Annotated in this window: 15 protein-coding genes; 7 read left to right on the forward strand and 8 right to left on the reverse strand. The window is 66.3% G+C overall.

Annotated elements, in window-relative coordinates:
• Positions 1-167: 167 nt before the first annotated feature.
• Both Q7V45_RS03645 and Q7V45_RS03650 read right to left on the reverse strand, forming a co-directional pair.
• The gene (locus Q7V45_RS03645; protein WP_304847127.1) at positions 168-998 is read right to left on the reverse strand and encodes an enoyl-CoA hydratase; all 831 of its coding nucleotides are present in this window, start codon (positions 996-998) and stop codon (positions 168-170) included.
• Positions 995-2,176: an amidohydrolase family protein gene (locus tag Q7V45_RS03650; RefSeq protein WP_304847130.1), complete on the reverse strand. Its 1,182-nt coding sequence runs from the start codon at positions 2,174-2,176 to the stop codon at positions 995-997. The genes Q7V45_RS03645 and Q7V45_RS03650 overlap by 4 nt, the downstream gene beginning before the upstream one ends.
• Before the next feature lie 42 nt (positions 2,177-2,218).
• Between Q7V45_RS03650 and Q7V45_RS03655 the strand changes: the two genes are divergently transcribed.
• Both Q7V45_RS03655 and Q7V45_RS03660 read left to right on the forward strand, forming a co-directional pair.
• The gene (locus tag Q7V45_RS03655; protein WP_304847134.1) at positions 2,219-2,962 is read left to right on the forward strand and encodes a 2-keto-4-pentenoate hydratase; all 744 of its coding nucleotides are present in this window, start codon (positions 2,219-2,221) and stop codon (positions 2,960-2,962) included.
• 52 nt (positions 2,963-3,014) lie between these two features.
• Complete coding sequence (locus Q7V45_RS03660) at positions 3,015-3,890, forward strand: MFS transporter (protein ID WP_304847241.1); 876 nt, start codon at positions 3,015-3,017, stop codon at positions 3,888-3,890.
• Positions 3,891-3,897: 7 nt separating this feature from the next.
• Here Q7V45_RS03660 and Q7V45_RS03665 read toward each other — a convergent pair whose 3' ends face one another.
• A complete protein-coding gene (locus Q7V45_RS03665) occupies positions 3,898-4,266 on the reverse strand; it encodes a hypothetical protein (protein ID WP_304847137.1) in 369 nt (122 codons plus the stop codon).
• Positions 4,267-4,327: 61 nt separating this feature from the next.
• A complete protein-coding gene (locus tag Q7V45_RS03670; RefSeq protein ID WP_304847140.1) occupies positions 4,328-5,107 on the reverse strand; it encodes an enoyl-CoA hydratase/isomerase family protein in 780 nt (259 codons plus the stop codon).
• Between the two features lie 78 nt (positions 5,108-5,185).
• Here Q7V45_RS03670 and Q7V45_RS03675 point away from each other — a divergent pair, with 78 nt between their 5' ends.
• On the forward strand, positions 5,186-5,926 hold the full coding sequence (locus Q7V45_RS03675; RefSeq protein ID WP_304847143.1) for a carbonic anhydrase: 741 nt from the start codon (positions 5,186-5,188) through the stop codon (positions 5,924-5,926).
• Positions 5,927-5,963: 37 nt separating this feature from the next.
• Here Q7V45_RS03675 and Q7V45_RS03680 read toward each other — a convergent pair whose 3' ends face one another.
• Positions 5,964-7,142: an alanine--glyoxylate aminotransferase family protein gene (locus Q7V45_RS03680; RefSeq protein ID WP_304847145.1), complete on the reverse strand. Its 1,179-nt coding sequence runs from the start codon at positions 7,140-7,142 to the stop codon at positions 5,964-5,966.
• Positions 7,143-7,247: 105 nt separating this feature from the next.
• Between Q7V45_RS03680 and Q7V45_RS03685 the strand changes: the two genes are divergently transcribed.
• The 3 genes from Q7V45_RS03685 to Q7V45_RS03695 all read left to right on the forward strand — a co-directional run bounded on the left by Q7V45_RS03685 (position 7,248) and on the right by Q7V45_RS03695 (position 10,111).
• Positions 7,248-8,645 carry an aspartate aminotransferase family protein gene (locus Q7V45_RS03685; protein ID WP_304847149.1) on the forward strand — a complete coding sequence of 466 codons (1,398 nt, stop codon included), beginning with the start codon at positions 7,248-7,250 and terminating at the stop codon, positions 8,643-8,645.
• Between the two features lie 108 nt (positions 8,646-8,753).
• Positions 8,754-9,674: an SMP-30/gluconolactonase/LRE family protein gene (locus Q7V45_RS03690; protein ID WP_304847152.1), complete on the forward strand. Its 921-nt coding sequence runs from the start codon at positions 8,754-8,756 to the stop codon at positions 9,672-9,674.
• Entirely contained in the window at positions 9,674-10,111 is a 438-nt protein-coding gene (locus Q7V45_RS03695) for a GNAT family N-acetyltransferase (protein WP_304847155.1), read from the forward strand. The genes Q7V45_RS03690 and Q7V45_RS03695 overlap by 1 nt, the downstream gene beginning before the upstream one ends.
• Here the strand turns inward: Q7V45_RS03695 and Q7V45_RS03700 are convergent.
• Positions 10,108-10,509, reverse strand: a complete 402-nt coding sequence (locus Q7V45_RS03700) for a RidA family protein (RefSeq protein WP_304847158.1) — start codon at positions 10,507-10,509, stop codon at positions 10,108-10,110. The genes Q7V45_RS03695 and Q7V45_RS03700 overlap by 4 nt on opposite strands.
• A 21-nt stretch (positions 10,510-10,530) precedes the next feature.
• The gene (locus Q7V45_RS03705; protein WP_304847161.1) at positions 10,531-11,514 is read right to left on the reverse strand and encodes a tripartite tricarboxylate transporter substrate binding protein; all 984 of its coding nucleotides are present in this window, start codon (positions 11,512-11,514) and stop codon (positions 10,531-10,533) included.
• 20 nt (positions 11,515-11,534) lie between these two features.
• Between Q7V45_RS03705 and Q7V45_RS03710 the strand changes: the two genes are divergently transcribed.
• Positions 11,535-13,634: an acetate--CoA ligase family protein gene (locus tag Q7V45_RS03710; RefSeq protein WP_304847164.1), complete on the forward strand. Its 2,100-nt coding sequence runs from the start codon at positions 11,535-11,537 to the stop codon at positions 13,632-13,634.
• A 150-nt stretch (positions 13,635-13,784) separates the two neighbouring features.
• On the opposite strand, the gene phhA is transcribed toward Q7V45_RS03710, so the two are convergent.
• Entirely contained in the window at positions 13,785-14,525 is a 741-nt protein-coding gene (phhA, locus tag Q7V45_RS03715) for a phenylalanine 4-monooxygenase (RefSeq protein ID WP_304847167.1), read from the reverse strand.
• Between the last annotated feature and the right edge of the window lie 75 nt (positions 14,526-14,600).

A 14,600-nucleotide genomic window follows, 5' to 3' on the forward strand; every position in this document is an offset into this window, starting at 1 on the left:
CCTGGGTCATTGCCAGACTTGGAGGATGGACCGGCTACTACGGCAAGCCAGGGCCGAAGGTCATGCGCATCGGCCTCGATCAGTTCCGCGCCATCAAATATGGCGTCTCCCTCGGACTATGAGATGTGTGAATCCGATAGCCCTATCGGGGGAGAGGAACATGATTCCTAACCTGGCTTCTTGTTGAGCACGCCGAAGCGATCCTTCGGCGCCTTCTCGCGGGCGGCGGGGCCGTAGGTTCCCATCTCGATACGATGCGGGATGGTCAGCATGTAGTTCTTGAAGGCATTCTCCATCGCCTGTCGCCAGCCCTGCGCGTCCTGGGTCTCGTTGACCGAGGCCTTGGCGAGCTTCAGCGCATAGGGATCGCGCTCGGCAATCCGCTGGGCCAGCGCCATCGTCTCCGCCTCGAGCCTGTCCCGCGGTACCACGCGGTTCACCAGGCCCGCTTTCTCGGCATCGGCGGCGCTGATGAAGTCGCCGGTGAAGAGATACTCCTTGGTCTTGCGCGGGCCGAAGTCCCACGGCATCGAGAAATACTGCACGTGACTGCCGCCCCACTTCACGGCGCGGTCGGCGAACTGCGCATCCTCGCTCGCGATGATGATGTCGCAGGCCGAGGCGATCATCATGCCGCCCATGATGCAGTAGCCCTGGACCTGCGCGATGGTGGGCTTCGGCAGGTCGCGCCAGCGCATCGTGTTCTCGAAGAAGCGCTCCCACAGGCGGCGATACTCACCCTTGAAGCCGGGCTCGAGCGGCGTCTTCTTCTGGTCCTCCATCTCCTGCGGGGTGCCGAGATCGTGCCCGGCCGAGAAATGCTTGCCGGCGCCGGCCAGGATGATGACCCGCACGTCGTCGTCGTCGACCGCCGCCTGGAAGGCATGGTCGAGTTCCTCGAGCAGGACCCGGCTCTGCGCGTTCAGCACCTCCGGCCGGTTGGTCGTGATCTTGAGGACGGGCCCGGTGCGTTCGGTGAGAAGCGTCGAATAGGTCATGCGGCTGCCTGTACGGGGTGACGGAGTTCGGGCGCGAGACCGGCGCCCATCAGGTCGATGAAATTGTCGCAATAGAAGCGCTGCTTCTGCGCCTCGCTTGTGCCGGCTTTCTCCATCGACGCCTCGAAGCGCTTGATGGGATGGCGGCCGCCCTCGACATGCGGATAGTCGGAGGAGAAGAGGCAGACCTCGTCGCCGGTGTTGGCGATGATCCAACCCGCATCCTCGTGCGGGTAGGGCGTGACCCTGATCTGGCGCTGCACGAACTCGCTGGGCTTCAGCGACATCTTCTGCAGCCGCTCCTCGTTGCGATAGAAGGCGTTGTGGGCGCTGTCCATGTTGCGCATCCAGCCCGGCACCCAGGACGCGCCCTGCTCGATGACGCCGAATTTCAGCGCCGGGAAGCGGTCGAGCACGCGGTCGACGACCAGCGCCGTCAGCGCCTTCATCGGCGGATAGGCAATCGCCATGTAGTCGATCGACTTGAAATTGTCGTCGCCGCCGTGGAAGTCGGGCACCGGCGGCAGGCCGTTGTTGAACCAGGCCTCTTCCAGGAGCTTGCCGCCGCCACCGACATGGAAAACGATCGGCAGGCCGGCTTCCTGTGCAATGGCCCACAGCGGATCGAAGCCGATATGGCTCGGCGAATGGCCGTCGGGACAGCGCGACGGGATCATCAAGGCCTTGGCGCCGAGTTCGATCGCCTCGCGAGCGGCCCGCGCGGTGCGATCGAAATCCACCAGCGGCACATAGCCGGTCGGCAGCAGGCGCCGGTCGACCGAGCAGAACTCGACCATGTGGCGCGTATGGGCGCGCGCCACCGCATAGGTCAGCTCGACGTCGCGTCCGCCTTCCAGCACCGAGGAGTAGTTGAGCAGTGCCGTGGTGAACATGAGCTGGCTGGCGAAGCCCAGCAGGTCGATCGAGCGCGGGCGGTCCCGGCGGCTCGACGAGCCCAGCGCCTCCCAGTTCTTGCGCAGCATGATCTGCGTTTCATCGAATTCCTGCGCGGGATCGGCCTTGAGACGCGTGCTGTGGAAGCCCTCGTGGCGCGGGAACAGGACCTGGTCGGTGACCGTCGCGCGGTGTCTCGCCTCCAGATGCTCCTCGAGGAAACCGGGCACTTCCATGATGTGGGCATCGGCGTCGTGAATGACGCGGCCGCTGGCGTAGGGCATCGTCTCCTCTCCACTTTCCTTGTCGTTTTGTGAGAGCTTAGCATGAGCCAGGACATTTCCCACGCGGTGCGGACCCTCCTCGAAGCGCGCAGTTCGGGCCGCCAGGCGACGCCGCCTTTTGCGTTGAAGGACCGCGCTGCGGTCTATGCGATCCAGGACGGCGTTGCGGCGGCCACCGGCCCTGTCGCCGGCTGGAAGGTCGGCGCGCGCACGCCGACCGCCGAGCCCAATCCCGCGCCGCTGCTCAAGGGCGCGCTGGTGCCGTCGCCGGCGCGCTTCGACGGCAGGGCGATGCACATGATCGGCGTCGAGGTCGAGATCTCCTTCCACATCGCGCGCGACATCGCAGCCCGCGCCGCGCCGGTCGAGCGCGAGGAGGCGCTTGCGGCGGTGGGCGATGCCTTCGTCGGCATGGAGATCGTCGACACGCGCCTCGCCGATTTCAAGAACGCCGATCCTGAGTGGCTGCTGGCCGACAACCAGATGAACCATGCGCTTGTCGCGGGTGATCGGATCGGCAACTGGACGTCGCTCGACTGGCCGAACCTGCAGGTGAAGCTGGTGGTCGACGGCAAGACGATCGTCGAACAGAAGGGCGGCCTCGGCGCCATCGATCCGGTGCGTCCGCTCGCCTGGATGATCGACCACGCGGTCCGCCGTCGCGGCGGCCTTCGGGCAGGGCAGGCGATCACGACGGGCTCGTGGACCGGTCTCCTCTATTTCCCACCGGGCTCTCACGCGCGCGGCGAGTTCGTGGGCCTCGGTGCCGTCGAGGCGAGTTTCTGACCCTTTGTCATCCTGAGCGAAGCGAAGGATCTCTCCTTCGCCAGGGAGTGCACTGGTCGATCCGCAAGGTCCTTCGCTCACGCTCAGGACGACAGGTCATGAAGCTTCGGTCCTCTCGATGGCCTATAACGGCGCCAGCATCGGTGGCGTCGTCTTTTCTCCGCTGTGGGTCGCGGCCATCACCGCGCTCGGCTTTCCGGTCGCGGCGGCGGTCATCGGCGCGATCATGATCGTCATCGTCTGGGTCCTCGCCGACCGAGTCTTCGCGCACACGCCTCGGTCGCTCGGGCAGGTCCAGGACGGCGAGACCCTGACGCCCATTGCCGGCACGACCGCACTGGTGGAGCGCACCCTGCCGGGCGTGCTGCTGTGGCGCGACCGGCGCTTCCTCACCCTTGCCGCGGCAATGGCGCTCGGCCTGTTCGCGCAGATCGGCCTGATCGCCCATCTCTTTTCGCTGCTGGTGCCGGTGCTCGGCGGACCGGCGGCCGGCGTCCTCTTGGGATTGGCGACGGCGGCGGCGATCGCGGGCCGGACGCTGGTGGGCTGGTTGATGCCACAAGGAAGCGATCGGCGGGTGGTCGCCTGCGCGAGCCACGTCGTGCAGATCGTGGGATCGCTGGCCCTGCTCTTCGCAGGCGGAACCGATATGGTGTTGCTCGTGGCGGGCGTGCTGCTGTTCGGCGCCGGCATCGGCAATACCACGTCGCTGCCGCCGCTGATCGCACAGGTCGAATTCAGCAGGGCCGACGTTCAGCGCGTCGTGCCGTTGATCGTGGCGGTCGGGCAGGGAACCTATGCATTCGCGCCGGCCGCTTTCGGCTGGCTGCGGACGCTGTCACCAGCGGAAGGGATGCTGGTGTTCGTCGCGGCCGCCCTGATCCAGGCGGCCGCGATCGCACTCTTCCTCTTGGGAAGACGTGTCTAGCCTTGGCCTAGTAGTACCAACCCGGATACGGGTAACCGCCCCAGGGGCCCCAATCCCAGTCGTTCATCGCGTTCTCGTCGGCCGTCATCTGCTGCTCGTCCGCCAGGTTCTTCTGGAACATGTTGTTGCGGTACTTTCCGTAGGCGGCCGCGTTGCCGACATAGATGCACACGCACACCGTCGGGTCCGGATAGACGTAGAACACCTGGCCGTTCTTGATCTCGCGCGAGAATTTGTGCGGCGGCAGGTTCTTGAACGCCGCCTGACGCTGCGGCGTGTTCGCGGGCACGAACTTGAAGCCCGCCGCCACCATCATGTCTTCCTTGTTCGCGATCACCTGCTGCGGGTTCTGGCAGGCGGCGACGGCAGCGCCCATTCCAAGAACCAAAGAGAGTATGGCAATCCGCTTCATCTACGTCCTCCGTAACATTCCACTCTCAGGCGCCTGACCATTTGGGTGCCCGCTTCCCCAGGAAGGCCGCCATGCCCTCGCGGAAGTCGGCGCTACCGTAAGCCAGTCTGACGAGATCGTCGATGTTCTCGTCGCCCAGTCGTACCTGCAGGCGCCGCAGCGCCTCCTTGGTGACCTGCATCGTGAGGGGGGCGTGGCCGGCAACGGTTTTCGCCAGTTCCCCGGCGCGGGCGAGCAGGGCCGCCTGGTCGGGCAGCAGTTCGCTGATCAGCCCGCAGGCCAGCGCTGCCGGCGCGTCCATCAGCCTGGCGAGCAGCACCATCTCCTTGACCCTCTGGGGGCCGATCAGTGCCGCCAGCCGGGCATAGTTGGCCATCGACAGGCAGTTGCCGAGGGTGCGCGCGATCGGGAAGCCGAACTGGGCGCTGGCCGACCCGATCCTGAGGTCGCAGACCGCCGCGATCGCCGCGCCGCCGCCGGTGCAGAAGCCGTTGATGGCGGCGATGGTCGGCACGCTGCAGCGCTCGATCTCACCCAGGATGCGATCCATCTTCTGCTCGTAGGCGATGCCGTCCTCGCCGTTCTCGAAGCTCTGGAACTGGGCGATGTCGGTGCCAGCCGCAAAGGCCTTGTCGCCACCGCCGGTGACTACCAGGACACGGACTTCACCGGTCTTGCCGACACGGGCGCAGATCTCAGCCAGACCTTCGTACATTGCGAAAGTCAGGGCATTACGCGCCTTGGGTCGGTTGAAGGTCACCCAGCCGATCTCGCCACGCTTCTCGAAAAGCAGTTCTTCGGTCATGTCATCCAGTGTGCTGATTTGTGCGCCGCGACATCATCGTCTATGTCGCCTTGGGCCGCAAACGGGCATAGGCAGGGCATGGCATTCGAACGGCTTCTCAAGGGCTTCGCGGATTTCCGGGTTGACTACTATCAGGAGCATCTCGACCTGTTCGAGAAGCTGGCGACGGAAGGCCAGTCGCCCAAGATCCTGATCATCGGCTGTTCCGATGCGCGGGTCGATCCGGGGATCCTCACCCAGACAAAGCCGGGCGACATCTTCACCGTGCGCAACGTGGCGGCGATGGTGCCGCCGGCCCAGATCCCTCCCGACGAGCGCCATCACGGCACCTCGGCCGCCATCGAGTTCGCCGTCCGCGGCCTCGGCGTCGAGCACATCGTCGTTCTGGGTCACGCGCTGTGCGGTGGCATCGGCGCGCTGGTCGACGGCAGCCGGGGCGCTTATGCGCACTACGATTACCTCTCGACCTGGACCAGCATTGCGCAGGATACGCGCGACCGCGTCGTCGAGGAACTCAAGGGCCGGCCGCGCGACGAGGTCACGCGCGCCGTCGAACAGGCCGCCGTCGTGAATAGCGTCAACAATCTGATGGGCTATCGCTGGATCGCGGAGCGGGTGAAGGCCGGCACGCTGACCCTGCACGCCTGGTGGTTCAACCTGACGGTGGGCCAGCTCTACGCCTTCAACCCCGACACGCTGAAATTCGTAGCTGTCGTCGGCGTCAAGCTCGACGTTGCCGTGACCGGTCGCACGCCGCTTTCGGCCCTGAAGCCGGAAGCGTTCGTCGCAGCGCTCGCCGGCAAGACGCCGGCGTTCTGACGGCCCGCGGCCGTCATCCCGAGCCTTTGCGAGGGATCTAGCCCGACAGCGATTCGATCGCCGCTTCGACGCCGCCGGAGACGAACGGCACGCCCGAGGCCTTCATCGCGAGTTCGGTCGTGGCGAGGCAGCCCAGCAGCATCGGCTCGTTGAGGTCGCCCATGTGGCCGATGCGGAACATCTTGCCCATCATCTTGCCCAGCCCGCCGCCCAGCGACAGGTTGAAGCGATCGATGGCGGCCTTGCGCAGCGGATCGGAGCTGACGCCCTCGGGCATCGCGACCGCGGTCACCGAGTTCGAGAGACGCTCCTCGTTCTGGCAGAAGAGCTGCGGTCCCTTGCCGTCGGAACCCCACACGCGCACCGCGGCGCGCGTCGCCTCCGCCAGCCGGGCATGGCGCGCGAACACCGCATCCAGGCCTTCCTCCTCCAGCATCTTCAGCGATTCCTGCAGGCCGAAGAACATGTGCACGGGCGCGGTGCCGACGAATTTCTGCGGCGCGCGACCGGTCATCATCTCCCAGCTCCAGTAGTGGCGCGGCGTCTTCGACTTGCGCGACACTTCCAGCGCCTTGTTGCTGACGCCGGTCATCGACATGCCGGTGGGCAACATCAGCCCCTTCTGGCTGCCGCCGACCGTGAGGTCGATGCCCCAGGCGTCCATCTTGTATTCCATGCTGGCAAGCGACGAGATCGTGTCGCTGAGCAGCAGCGCCGGATGCTTCGCCTCGTCGATGGCACGCCGCACCTCGGCCAGCGGCAGGACCATGCCGGTCGCGGTCTCGTTGTGGACGGTTAGGACCGCCTTGATCGTGTGATCCTTGTCGGCGGCGAGACGCTCGGCGATCCGCGAAATATCGGCGCCCTGGCGCTGGTCGGCGGGGATCGTCTCGACCTTGATCTCGAGATGGTGCGCCATCTCGGTCCAGCTCTCGGAGAAGTAGCCGGTCTCGACCATCAGCACGGTTTCTCCGGGCGAGAACAGGTTGGCCAGCGCGGCTTCCCAGGCGCCGTGGCCGGTCGAGGAATACATGAACAGGTTCTGGTCGGTCTTGAGCACCCGCTTCACGCCGTTGTGGCAGGCGTGATGGATCGCGATGAACTCCTCAGACATGAAATCGATTACGGGCCGATCCATCGCGCGAAGGATCCGGTCTGGAATGTTGGTCGGGCCGGGATTGTTGAAGAATTGACGGCCACGGGGCTTGGCGTTCACGGCGTTCCTCCACCTTGAGACGGCGGACTGTGACGCGAGCCCCTTGGCGAAACAAGCGAGACAAGCGATGCTCTGCCATTAGCTGGGTTGAGGGGAAGTATGACCGTGCAAGAGAAAGATTCATCGCAGACGAACTCGGCCGTGGTCGCCGACTACAAGGCGAAGACCGGCAAGTCGGCGGCGCTGTTCGAGCGCGCCCACAAGGTGCTGCCGAGCGGCATCACCCATGATGCACGCTACCTCGACCCGTATTCGATCCACGTCTCGCGCGCCGCGGGCCCGCGCAAGTGGGACGTCGACGGCAACGAGTATGTCGACTATTTCGGCGGCCACGGCGCCATGCTGCTCGGCCATTCGCATCCCGCCGTCGTCGAGGCCGTGAAGCGCCAGATCGAACTCGGCACGCATTACGGCTCCAGCCACGAGCTGGAAGTGCGCTGGGCCGAGCTGGTCTGCGAGCTGACGCCCTGCGCCGAGCGCGTGCGCTTCACCGCGTCGGGCACCGAGGCCTCACACATGGCGATCCGCCTCGCGCGCGCCCACACGGGCAAGGACAAGATCCTCCGATTCCTCGGCCACTTCCACGGCTGGCACGACCATGTGACGGCCGGCGCGGGCGCGACCTATGACGGCGGCACGACTCCCGGCGTGCCGCAGGAGGTGAGTTCGCTCTCGATCGTCATGCCGAGCAGCGACGTCGCCGCGGTCGTGAAGGTGATCGAGGAGCGTGACGATATCGCCGCCGTCATGTTCGAGCCGTCGGGTGCGTCGTGGGGCCAGGTGCCGCTGCCGCCGGGCTTCATCCAGGCGGTGCGCGATGCCACGGCGAAGAAGGGCGTCGTCATGCTGATGGACGAGGTCATCACCGGCTATCGCTGGTCCTCGGGCGGCGCGCAGAAGGCGTTCGGCATCACACCCGACCTCTGCATCCAGGCCAAGATCGTGGCCGGCGGCCTGCCGGGCGGCGCGGTCTCGGGCAAACGCGAGATCATGGATCGCATCGATCACGTCGCGACCGCGGCCCGCAAGATCGAGCGCATTCTCCATCCCGGCACCTTCAACGCCAACCCGCTTTCCGCCGCCGCGGCCGTCACCGCCCTCTCGCTGGTGCGTGACGAGGACCTCGCCGAGAAGGCCAACAGGACGGCGGCCGAGCTGCGCGCGGCGATGACCGAGGTGCTGGTGCAGGAAGGCGTGCCGTGGGGCATCTACGGCCAGAGCTCGACCTTCCTGATCTATCCCAATCCCTACGGCGATCCGATCGATCCCGCGAACTTCGATCCGCTGAAGGTGCCGATCGAGAAGCTCAAGGGTGCGCGCGGGGCGGGTCCGCTCACCGGCAAGATCCGCATGGGCCTGATGACCCACGGCGTCGACGTCATGGGCTCGCCCGGCGGCTTCGTCTCGGCCATGCATGGCGGCGCCGAGATCGAGAAGACGGTCCACGCGTTGCGTCAGACCGTGCGGGCGCTGAAGGCCGAACGTGAAGTGAAAGCGGCTTAGACCTCGTCTGCGGCTTTCCCCCTCCGGCCTTCGGCCGCCTCGCCCGTCAGACGGGGGAGGGCAGGGAGGGGGAGAGCAACAAGACAATGCCTCCGGGAGAGAGACATCATGTACGGAATGACCAAGCCCGTTCCCGCGACCGAGTTCACACGGTTGCCGGACCGGTTCCGCAAGCCCTCGCGCACATCGTGGGGCGATGCCAATGCGGTCGGGCAGTTGCTCGATTCCTTCCTCGAGGGGCCGAGCTTCGACCGCGCCGGCAATCTCTACGTCACCGACATTCCGTTCGGCCGTGTCTTCCGCATCAGCCCGGCGGGCGAATGGACCCTGGTGGCCGAATATGACGGCTGGCCGAACGGGCTCAAGATCCACAAGGACGGCCGCATCTTCATCACCGACTACAAGCGCGGCATCGTCCTGCTCGATCCCGACACCGGCAAGGTGACGCCGCTGCTCGAGACGCGCGGCTCGGAGAGCTTCAAGGGCGTCAACGACCTGTTCTTTGCCGCCAACGGCGATCTCTATTTCACCGACCAGGGCCAGACCGGCCTGCACGATCCCACCGGCCGCGTCTATCGCTACGACACGGCGGGCCGGCTCACGATGCTGGTGGACACCGTGCCCAGCCCCAACGGGCTGGTGATGAACAAGGCCGAGACCGTGCTCTATGTCGGCGTTACGCGCGGCAATGCGGTATGGCGCCTGCCGCTGATGGGCGACGGGACGGCGAGCAAGGTCGGGCTGTTCATCCAGATGAGCGGCGGCCATGCCGGTCCCGACGGCATGGCGCTGGACGAGGAGGGCGGGCTGGTGATTGCCCATCCCAGCACCACGGCCTGGCGCTTCGATGCGCTCGGCCGGCCGACGCACCATGTCGATTGCGGTGACGACATCTACTGCACGAACGTCGCCTTCTCCGGCCACGATCTCTATGTCGTGGTGTCGCGCCGCAGCGAGAAGGTCGAGGCCGGCACCATCCTCAAGGCGACCATGCCGGTGCCCGGCAAGACGATGTTCAGCCACGCCTGATGCTCACCATCGGCAAGCTCGAACCGTCCGACCGTGCGCAATGGGAAGTGTTGTTCCGCGGCTACATGGATTTTTACAAGCGCACGCTGCCGCAGGCGATGTACGACCGCGCCTGGAACGAGTTCGCGAAAGACACGCGCATGCACGCGCGGGGCGCCCGCCTCGACGGGCGACTGGTCGGCATCACGCACTTCCTGATCCACGCCAACACGTCGTCCGACGATGTCTGCTATCTGCAGGATCTGTTCACGGCGGCCGACGTGCGTGGCAAGGGCGTGGCGCGGGCGCTCATCCAGGCCGTCGCCGACTGGGCCAAGGCGCAAGGCTGCCCGCGCCTCTACTGGCAGACGCAGGCCGACAACACGACGGCGCGGCTCCTCTACGACAAGATGGCCGTGAACCGCGGCTTCATTCGCTACGATATCGAGCTGGCTTAACGCCTGCCCTTGCCGATGTAGGCGATGGCCTCGATTTCGACGAGGATTTCCGGCGCGGCGAGGGCGCTGACTTCGACGAGGGTCGAGGCCGGGAAATCGCCGGTGAAGAATTCGCGCCGGGCTTCCCAGACCTTGGTGTTGTTGGCAATCCGGGTGAGGAAGACCGTGATCTTCACCACGTCGGACATGGCGCCGCCGGCGGCCTCGACCAGCGACTTGATCTTGCCGAAGATCACCTTGGCCTGGGCGTACTCGTCCATCTTGCCCAGCGCCTCGGGATCGCCGCCCCGCGCGGTCATGCCGGAAACATAGGCGACGCCATCGACCACGAGGCAGTTCGACCAGCGCTCGGGAGGCGGTTCGGCGACGTCGGGCGAGGTCACGCGGCGGATGGTCATGTCATCTCCTCCTTCGTTCTATTATCCCGGTTTGGCGCCTGAAGCTTTCACGACCGGCGTCCACTTGTCGATTTCGCCCTGGATGAAGCGCGTCACCTCGGCGGGCGTCATCGTGCTGCCTGCGGCGCCGATCTCCTCCCAGCGCTTGATGACGGCGGGCTCCTTCAACACGGCCTGCATCTCGGTTGCGAGGCGGTCGACGATCGGCTGCGGCGTCTTTGCCGGCACCGAGATGCCGAACCAGGAATAGGAGATCAGGTCGGGATAGCCCAGTTCCTTCATGGTCGGCACGTCCGGGAAGGCGGGGCTGCGCGTCTCGCCGCTCACCGCCAGCGCATTCACCTTGCCGGCCTTGATGTGCGGGGCGGCCGAGGGCAGCGAGTCGAACATCACCGGCACGTTGCCGGCGATCGTGTCGATCATGGCCGGGCCGGCGCCGCGATAGGGAACGTGGACCAGACCCGCGCTGATCACCTGTTCGAGGCGCGCGCCCAGCAGATGATTGCTCGAGCCCGCGCCCGAGGTCGCGTAGGAGACCTTGCCGGGATTGGCCTTGGCGTAGTCGATCAACTCCTTGAAGGTCTTGGCCTGGAAGTTGGGATTGGCGACCAGGACGCTGGGATTGGTCGAGGCGATGGAGACATGGATGAAGTCTCCCATCGGATCGAAGTCGCCGCCGCCATAGAGCGTGGGCGAGATCGACAGGGCGGAGATCACCGACATCAGCAGCGTGTAGCCGTCGGGGGCTGCCTTGGCGACGATCGCGGTGCCGACCATGGCTCCCTTGCCGGGTTTGTTGTCGACGATGATGTTCTGACCGAGCTTCTGGCCGAGATACTCTGCCACCATGCGCGCCACGACGTCGGTGGTGCCGCCGGGCGCATAGGGCACGACCAGCTTGATGGGCTTGCTGGGCCACGGCGCGGCCTGACCCGACGTCTGGGCGGCGGCGGGGGTCGCGGCGACGGCGAGCGTCGCGGCGACGAAGGAGCGGCGGTTGAGCATGCGCGGAGTATACTCGGGCCATGAGCGATCCCAAGGTCCTGTTCTCCGCCCTTTTCGAGCCGCGGCGTATCGCGCTGATCGGTGCCTCTTCGGATGTCACCAAAACGACATCGCGGCCGCAGCGTTTCCTGCGCAAGCATGGGTTCAGCGGCGAGATCCTGCCGGTCAATCCGTCGCGCAGCGAAATATTGGGTGAGGCGGCCTACAAGGATCTCGACGCGATCACGGGCGAGATCGATCACGCCTACATCCTCGTGAACGGCGCGGCCGCGGTGCGCGCGCTCGCCGATTGCGGCCGGCGCGGCGTCAAGGTGGCGTCGATCCTGGCCGGTGGCTTCGCCGATGCAGGTGCGGCCGGCGCCTCGCTGCAGGACGAGCTGTCGAGCGTCGTGCGCGAGACCGGCATCCGTCTCGTCGGTCCCAACAGCATCGGCACGGTGAGCACCGATCCCGCCATGGCGCTGACGGCCAATGCCGCCTTTGCCGTGGACAAGTTGCGCAGCGGCGCCTGGGCTGTCGTGAGCCAGAGCGGCAGCCTGATCGGCGCATTGCTGTCGCGGGCCGACGCGCGCGGCATCGGCTTCTCGCGGTTGATCTCCGTCGGCAACGAGGTCGACCTCGCGGTCGGCGAGATCGCGGACCTGCTGGTCGACGATCCCAAGACAAAGGCCATCCTGCTGTTCATGGAGACCTTGCGCGATGGCGAGCGGCTGGCGCGCGCGGCGCGTCGCGCACATGAGGCCGGCAAGCCGGTGATCGCCTACAAGCTCGGCCGCTCCGACATCGGCCAGGAACTCGCGAAGTCCCACACCGGCGCCATTGCCGGTTCGGATGCGACGTTCGATGCCTTCTGCCGCCGTCACGGCATCGTGCGAGTCTCGATGTTCGAATCGCTGATCGACGTGCCGTCGCTGCTGGCCGGCCACGCGAAGTCGAGGCGCAGCGGCCGTCGTGTCGCCGTGGCGACCACCACCGGCGGCGGCGCGGCCATGGTGGTCGACAGCATGGCGGTGGCTGGTCTCGACATCGTCGGACCGCCCAACAATCTCGTGGAATGGCTGAAGCCGTTCGGCATTACGGCGGGCGACGGCCGGCTGATCGATCTCACCCTGGCGGGCGCCAAGCCCGAGATCGTGGCCGGCACGATCGAGCGCCTGCTGGCCGACGACGGCAACGATGCGGTGATCTTCGTGGTCGGCTCCTCGGCGCAGTTCAATCCCGAGCTCGCCGTCGAGCCGCTGCTGCGCTTCGCGGGGTCGGCGAAACCCTTCGCCGTGGCGCTGACGCCGTCGGCCGAGACGTCGCTGGCGCTGCTGACGGCGGCAGGCGTGCCGGCCTTCCGCCATCCCGAATCCTGCGCCGAGGCGATGGCGCTCTGTCTCCTGCGGACGCCGCCGCAACCCGTGCCGCGCCTGGCCGAACCGGCCATCGACGCGATCGCGGCGCTGGAGGCAGGTCGTGCGTCGGGCTTCGACGAGCGCCGCGCCGCGGACTTCTTCGCCGCGCTCGGCGTGCCGATGGCCAAGTCTGTGGCGGTCCCAGATGTCCGGCGCGTCGCCGCTGCCGTCGGCGCGGTCGGCTCGCCTGTCGTGCTGAAGATTCTGTCGGTGGATATCCCTCACAAGACCGAAGCGGGCGGCGTGGCGCTCGGCATTCCCGATGGTCAGACCGCCGCCGTCGCCGCGCGCGAGATCGAGAAGCGGGTGAAGGCCCATGCGCCGGCGGCGCGGTTGCAGGGCTTCCTCGTGCAGAAGATGGAGCGCGGGCTCGTCGAAGTGATCCTGGGCTACCGTCGCGATCCCCTGGTGGGTCCGACCATTACCGTCGGCCTCGGCGGCGTACTGGCCGAGATCTACAAGGACGCCTCGACACGCCTCGCACCTGTCGATGAGAGCGAAGCGCTGCAGATGATCGCCGAGGTGAAGGGGCTGGCGACCATCCGCGGCTATCGCAACCTGCCGAAGGGCGATGTCGCCGCGCTGGCAAAGACGATCGCCGCCTTCTCCGCACTGGCGCACAGGCAGTTCGCCGACGTGGCAGAGGCGGAGATCAACCCGCTGCTGGTGAAGCGTGAAGGCGAGGGCGTCGTCGCCGTCGATGGGCTGGTCGTACTGAGTTAAAGAATCACGTCGTCTCGACCGAAGCCTCGCGCAGCGAGGCGTAGCGGAGAGACCTTCCCTCAACCAAAAGCCGGCTATTCGTAGAGGGAAGGTCTCTCCGCTACGCGCCTTCGGCGCTTCGGTCGAGACGACGGGTTTTCATGGCGAGTTTCAATGCTTCGGCCGGTCCATGAGCTGGCTGAAATCGTCGAGCACGAAATAGGTGCTCTGCAGCCTGTCGATCTCGTAGGGGCGGTTCATCGCCACCGTCGCATCGAAGGGAACCCGCTCGACACCTTCGCCCTCGATCGCGTGCTTCACTTCGGCGGCGGAGGACAGAATGCCGGCGCCATAGGCCTTAAGTCCCTGCGTCGTGCGGATCAGGCCGAATTCGACGGTGAACCAGTAGAGGCGGGCCAGCAGATGGACGTTGGGGCCCGCTTCGACACCTCGCCGGCCATAGTCCTGCATGTAATCCGCGAACACCGGATTTGTGAGCAGCGGCACATGGCCGAAGAAGTCGTGGAACAGGTCGGGCTCGACCAGATAGTCGATCTCCTCGCGCTTGCGGATCCAGACCGTCACCGGAAAGCGGCGATGGGAGAGATGGTCGTAGAAGGCGGCGTCGGGAATCAGCCCGGGCACGCCGACGATGCGCCAGCCGGTGAGCGGCTGAAGCCGTGCATTGACCTCCGCAAAGTCGGGAATGGTGTCGCCCAGCCCGATCGCCTCGAGCCCCTCCAGGACCTCCGCACAGGCATATCGCTCGGCAAGGGCCCGTTGGCGCTGCACCAGCAGCCGCCACACGGCCTGGTCTTCATCGGAATGCAGGTCGGGATGCTGCGGCGCGGTCCAGTCCGGCGCCACGCCGGCATAGTCGCCGCGCAGGCTCTCGAGGGGTGCAATGCTCATGGGGTGAATATGGGGCTTGCCGGCTGGTGAATCCCGGCGAAGTGGGCCTTCGGGATGAACGATTTCAGAGATATC

Source organism: Reyranella sp. (assembly GCF_030651995.1).
Taxonomy (GTDB): Bacteria; Pseudomonadota; Alphaproteobacteria; order Reyranellales; family Reyranellaceae; genus Reyranella.

Excerpts from the sequence above, each read along its gene's own strand:
- Q7V45_RS03645 (WP_304847127.1), bottom strand. The coding sequence starts at position 998 with ATGACCTATTCGACGCTTCTCACCGAACGCACCGGGCCCGTCCTCAAG.
- Q7V45_RS03650 (WP_304847130.1), bottom strand. The coding sequence starts at position 2,176 with ATGCCCTACGCCAGCGGCCGCGTCATTCACGACGCCGATGCCCACATC.
- Q7V45_RS03655 (WP_304847134.1), top strand. The coding sequence starts at position 2,219 with ATGAGCCAGGACATTTCCCACGCGGTGCGGACCCTCCTCGAAGCGCGC.
- Q7V45_RS03665 (WP_304847137.1), bottom strand. The coding sequence starts at position 4,266 with ATGGGCGCTGCCGTCGCCGCCTGCCAGAACCCGCAGCAGGTGATCGCG.
- Q7V45_RS03670 (WP_304847140.1), bottom strand. The coding sequence starts at position 5,107 with ATGACCGAAGAACTGCTTTTCGAGAAGCGTGGCGAGATCGGCTGGGTG.
- Q7V45_RS03675 (WP_304847143.1), top strand. The coding sequence starts at position 5,186 with ATGGCATTCGAACGGCTTCTCAAGGGCTTCGCGGATTTCCGGGTTGAC.
- Q7V45_RS03690 (WP_304847152.1), top strand. The coding sequence starts at position 8,754 with ATGTACGGAATGACCAAGCCCGTTCCCGCGACCGAGTTCACACGGTTG.
- Q7V45_RS03695 (WP_304847155.1), top strand. The coding sequence starts at position 9,674 with ATGCTCACCATCGGCAAGCTCGAACCGTCCGACCGTGCGCAATGGGAA.
- Q7V45_RS03700 (WP_304847158.1), bottom strand. The coding sequence starts at position 10,509 with ATGACCATCCGCCGCGTGACCTCGCCCGACGTCGCCGAACCGCCTCCC.
- Q7V45_RS03705 (WP_304847161.1), bottom strand. The coding sequence starts at position 11,514 with ATGCTCAACCGCCGCTCCTTCGTCGCCGCGACGCTCGCCGTCGCCGCG.
- Q7V45_RS03710 (WP_304847164.1), top strand. The coding sequence starts at position 11,535 with ATGAGCGATCCCAAGGTCCTGTTCTCCGCCCTTTTCGAGCCGCGGCGT.
- phhA (WP_304847167.1), bottom strand. The coding sequence starts at position 14,525 with ATGAGCATTGCACCCCTCGAGAGCCTGCGCGGCGACTATGCCGGCGTG.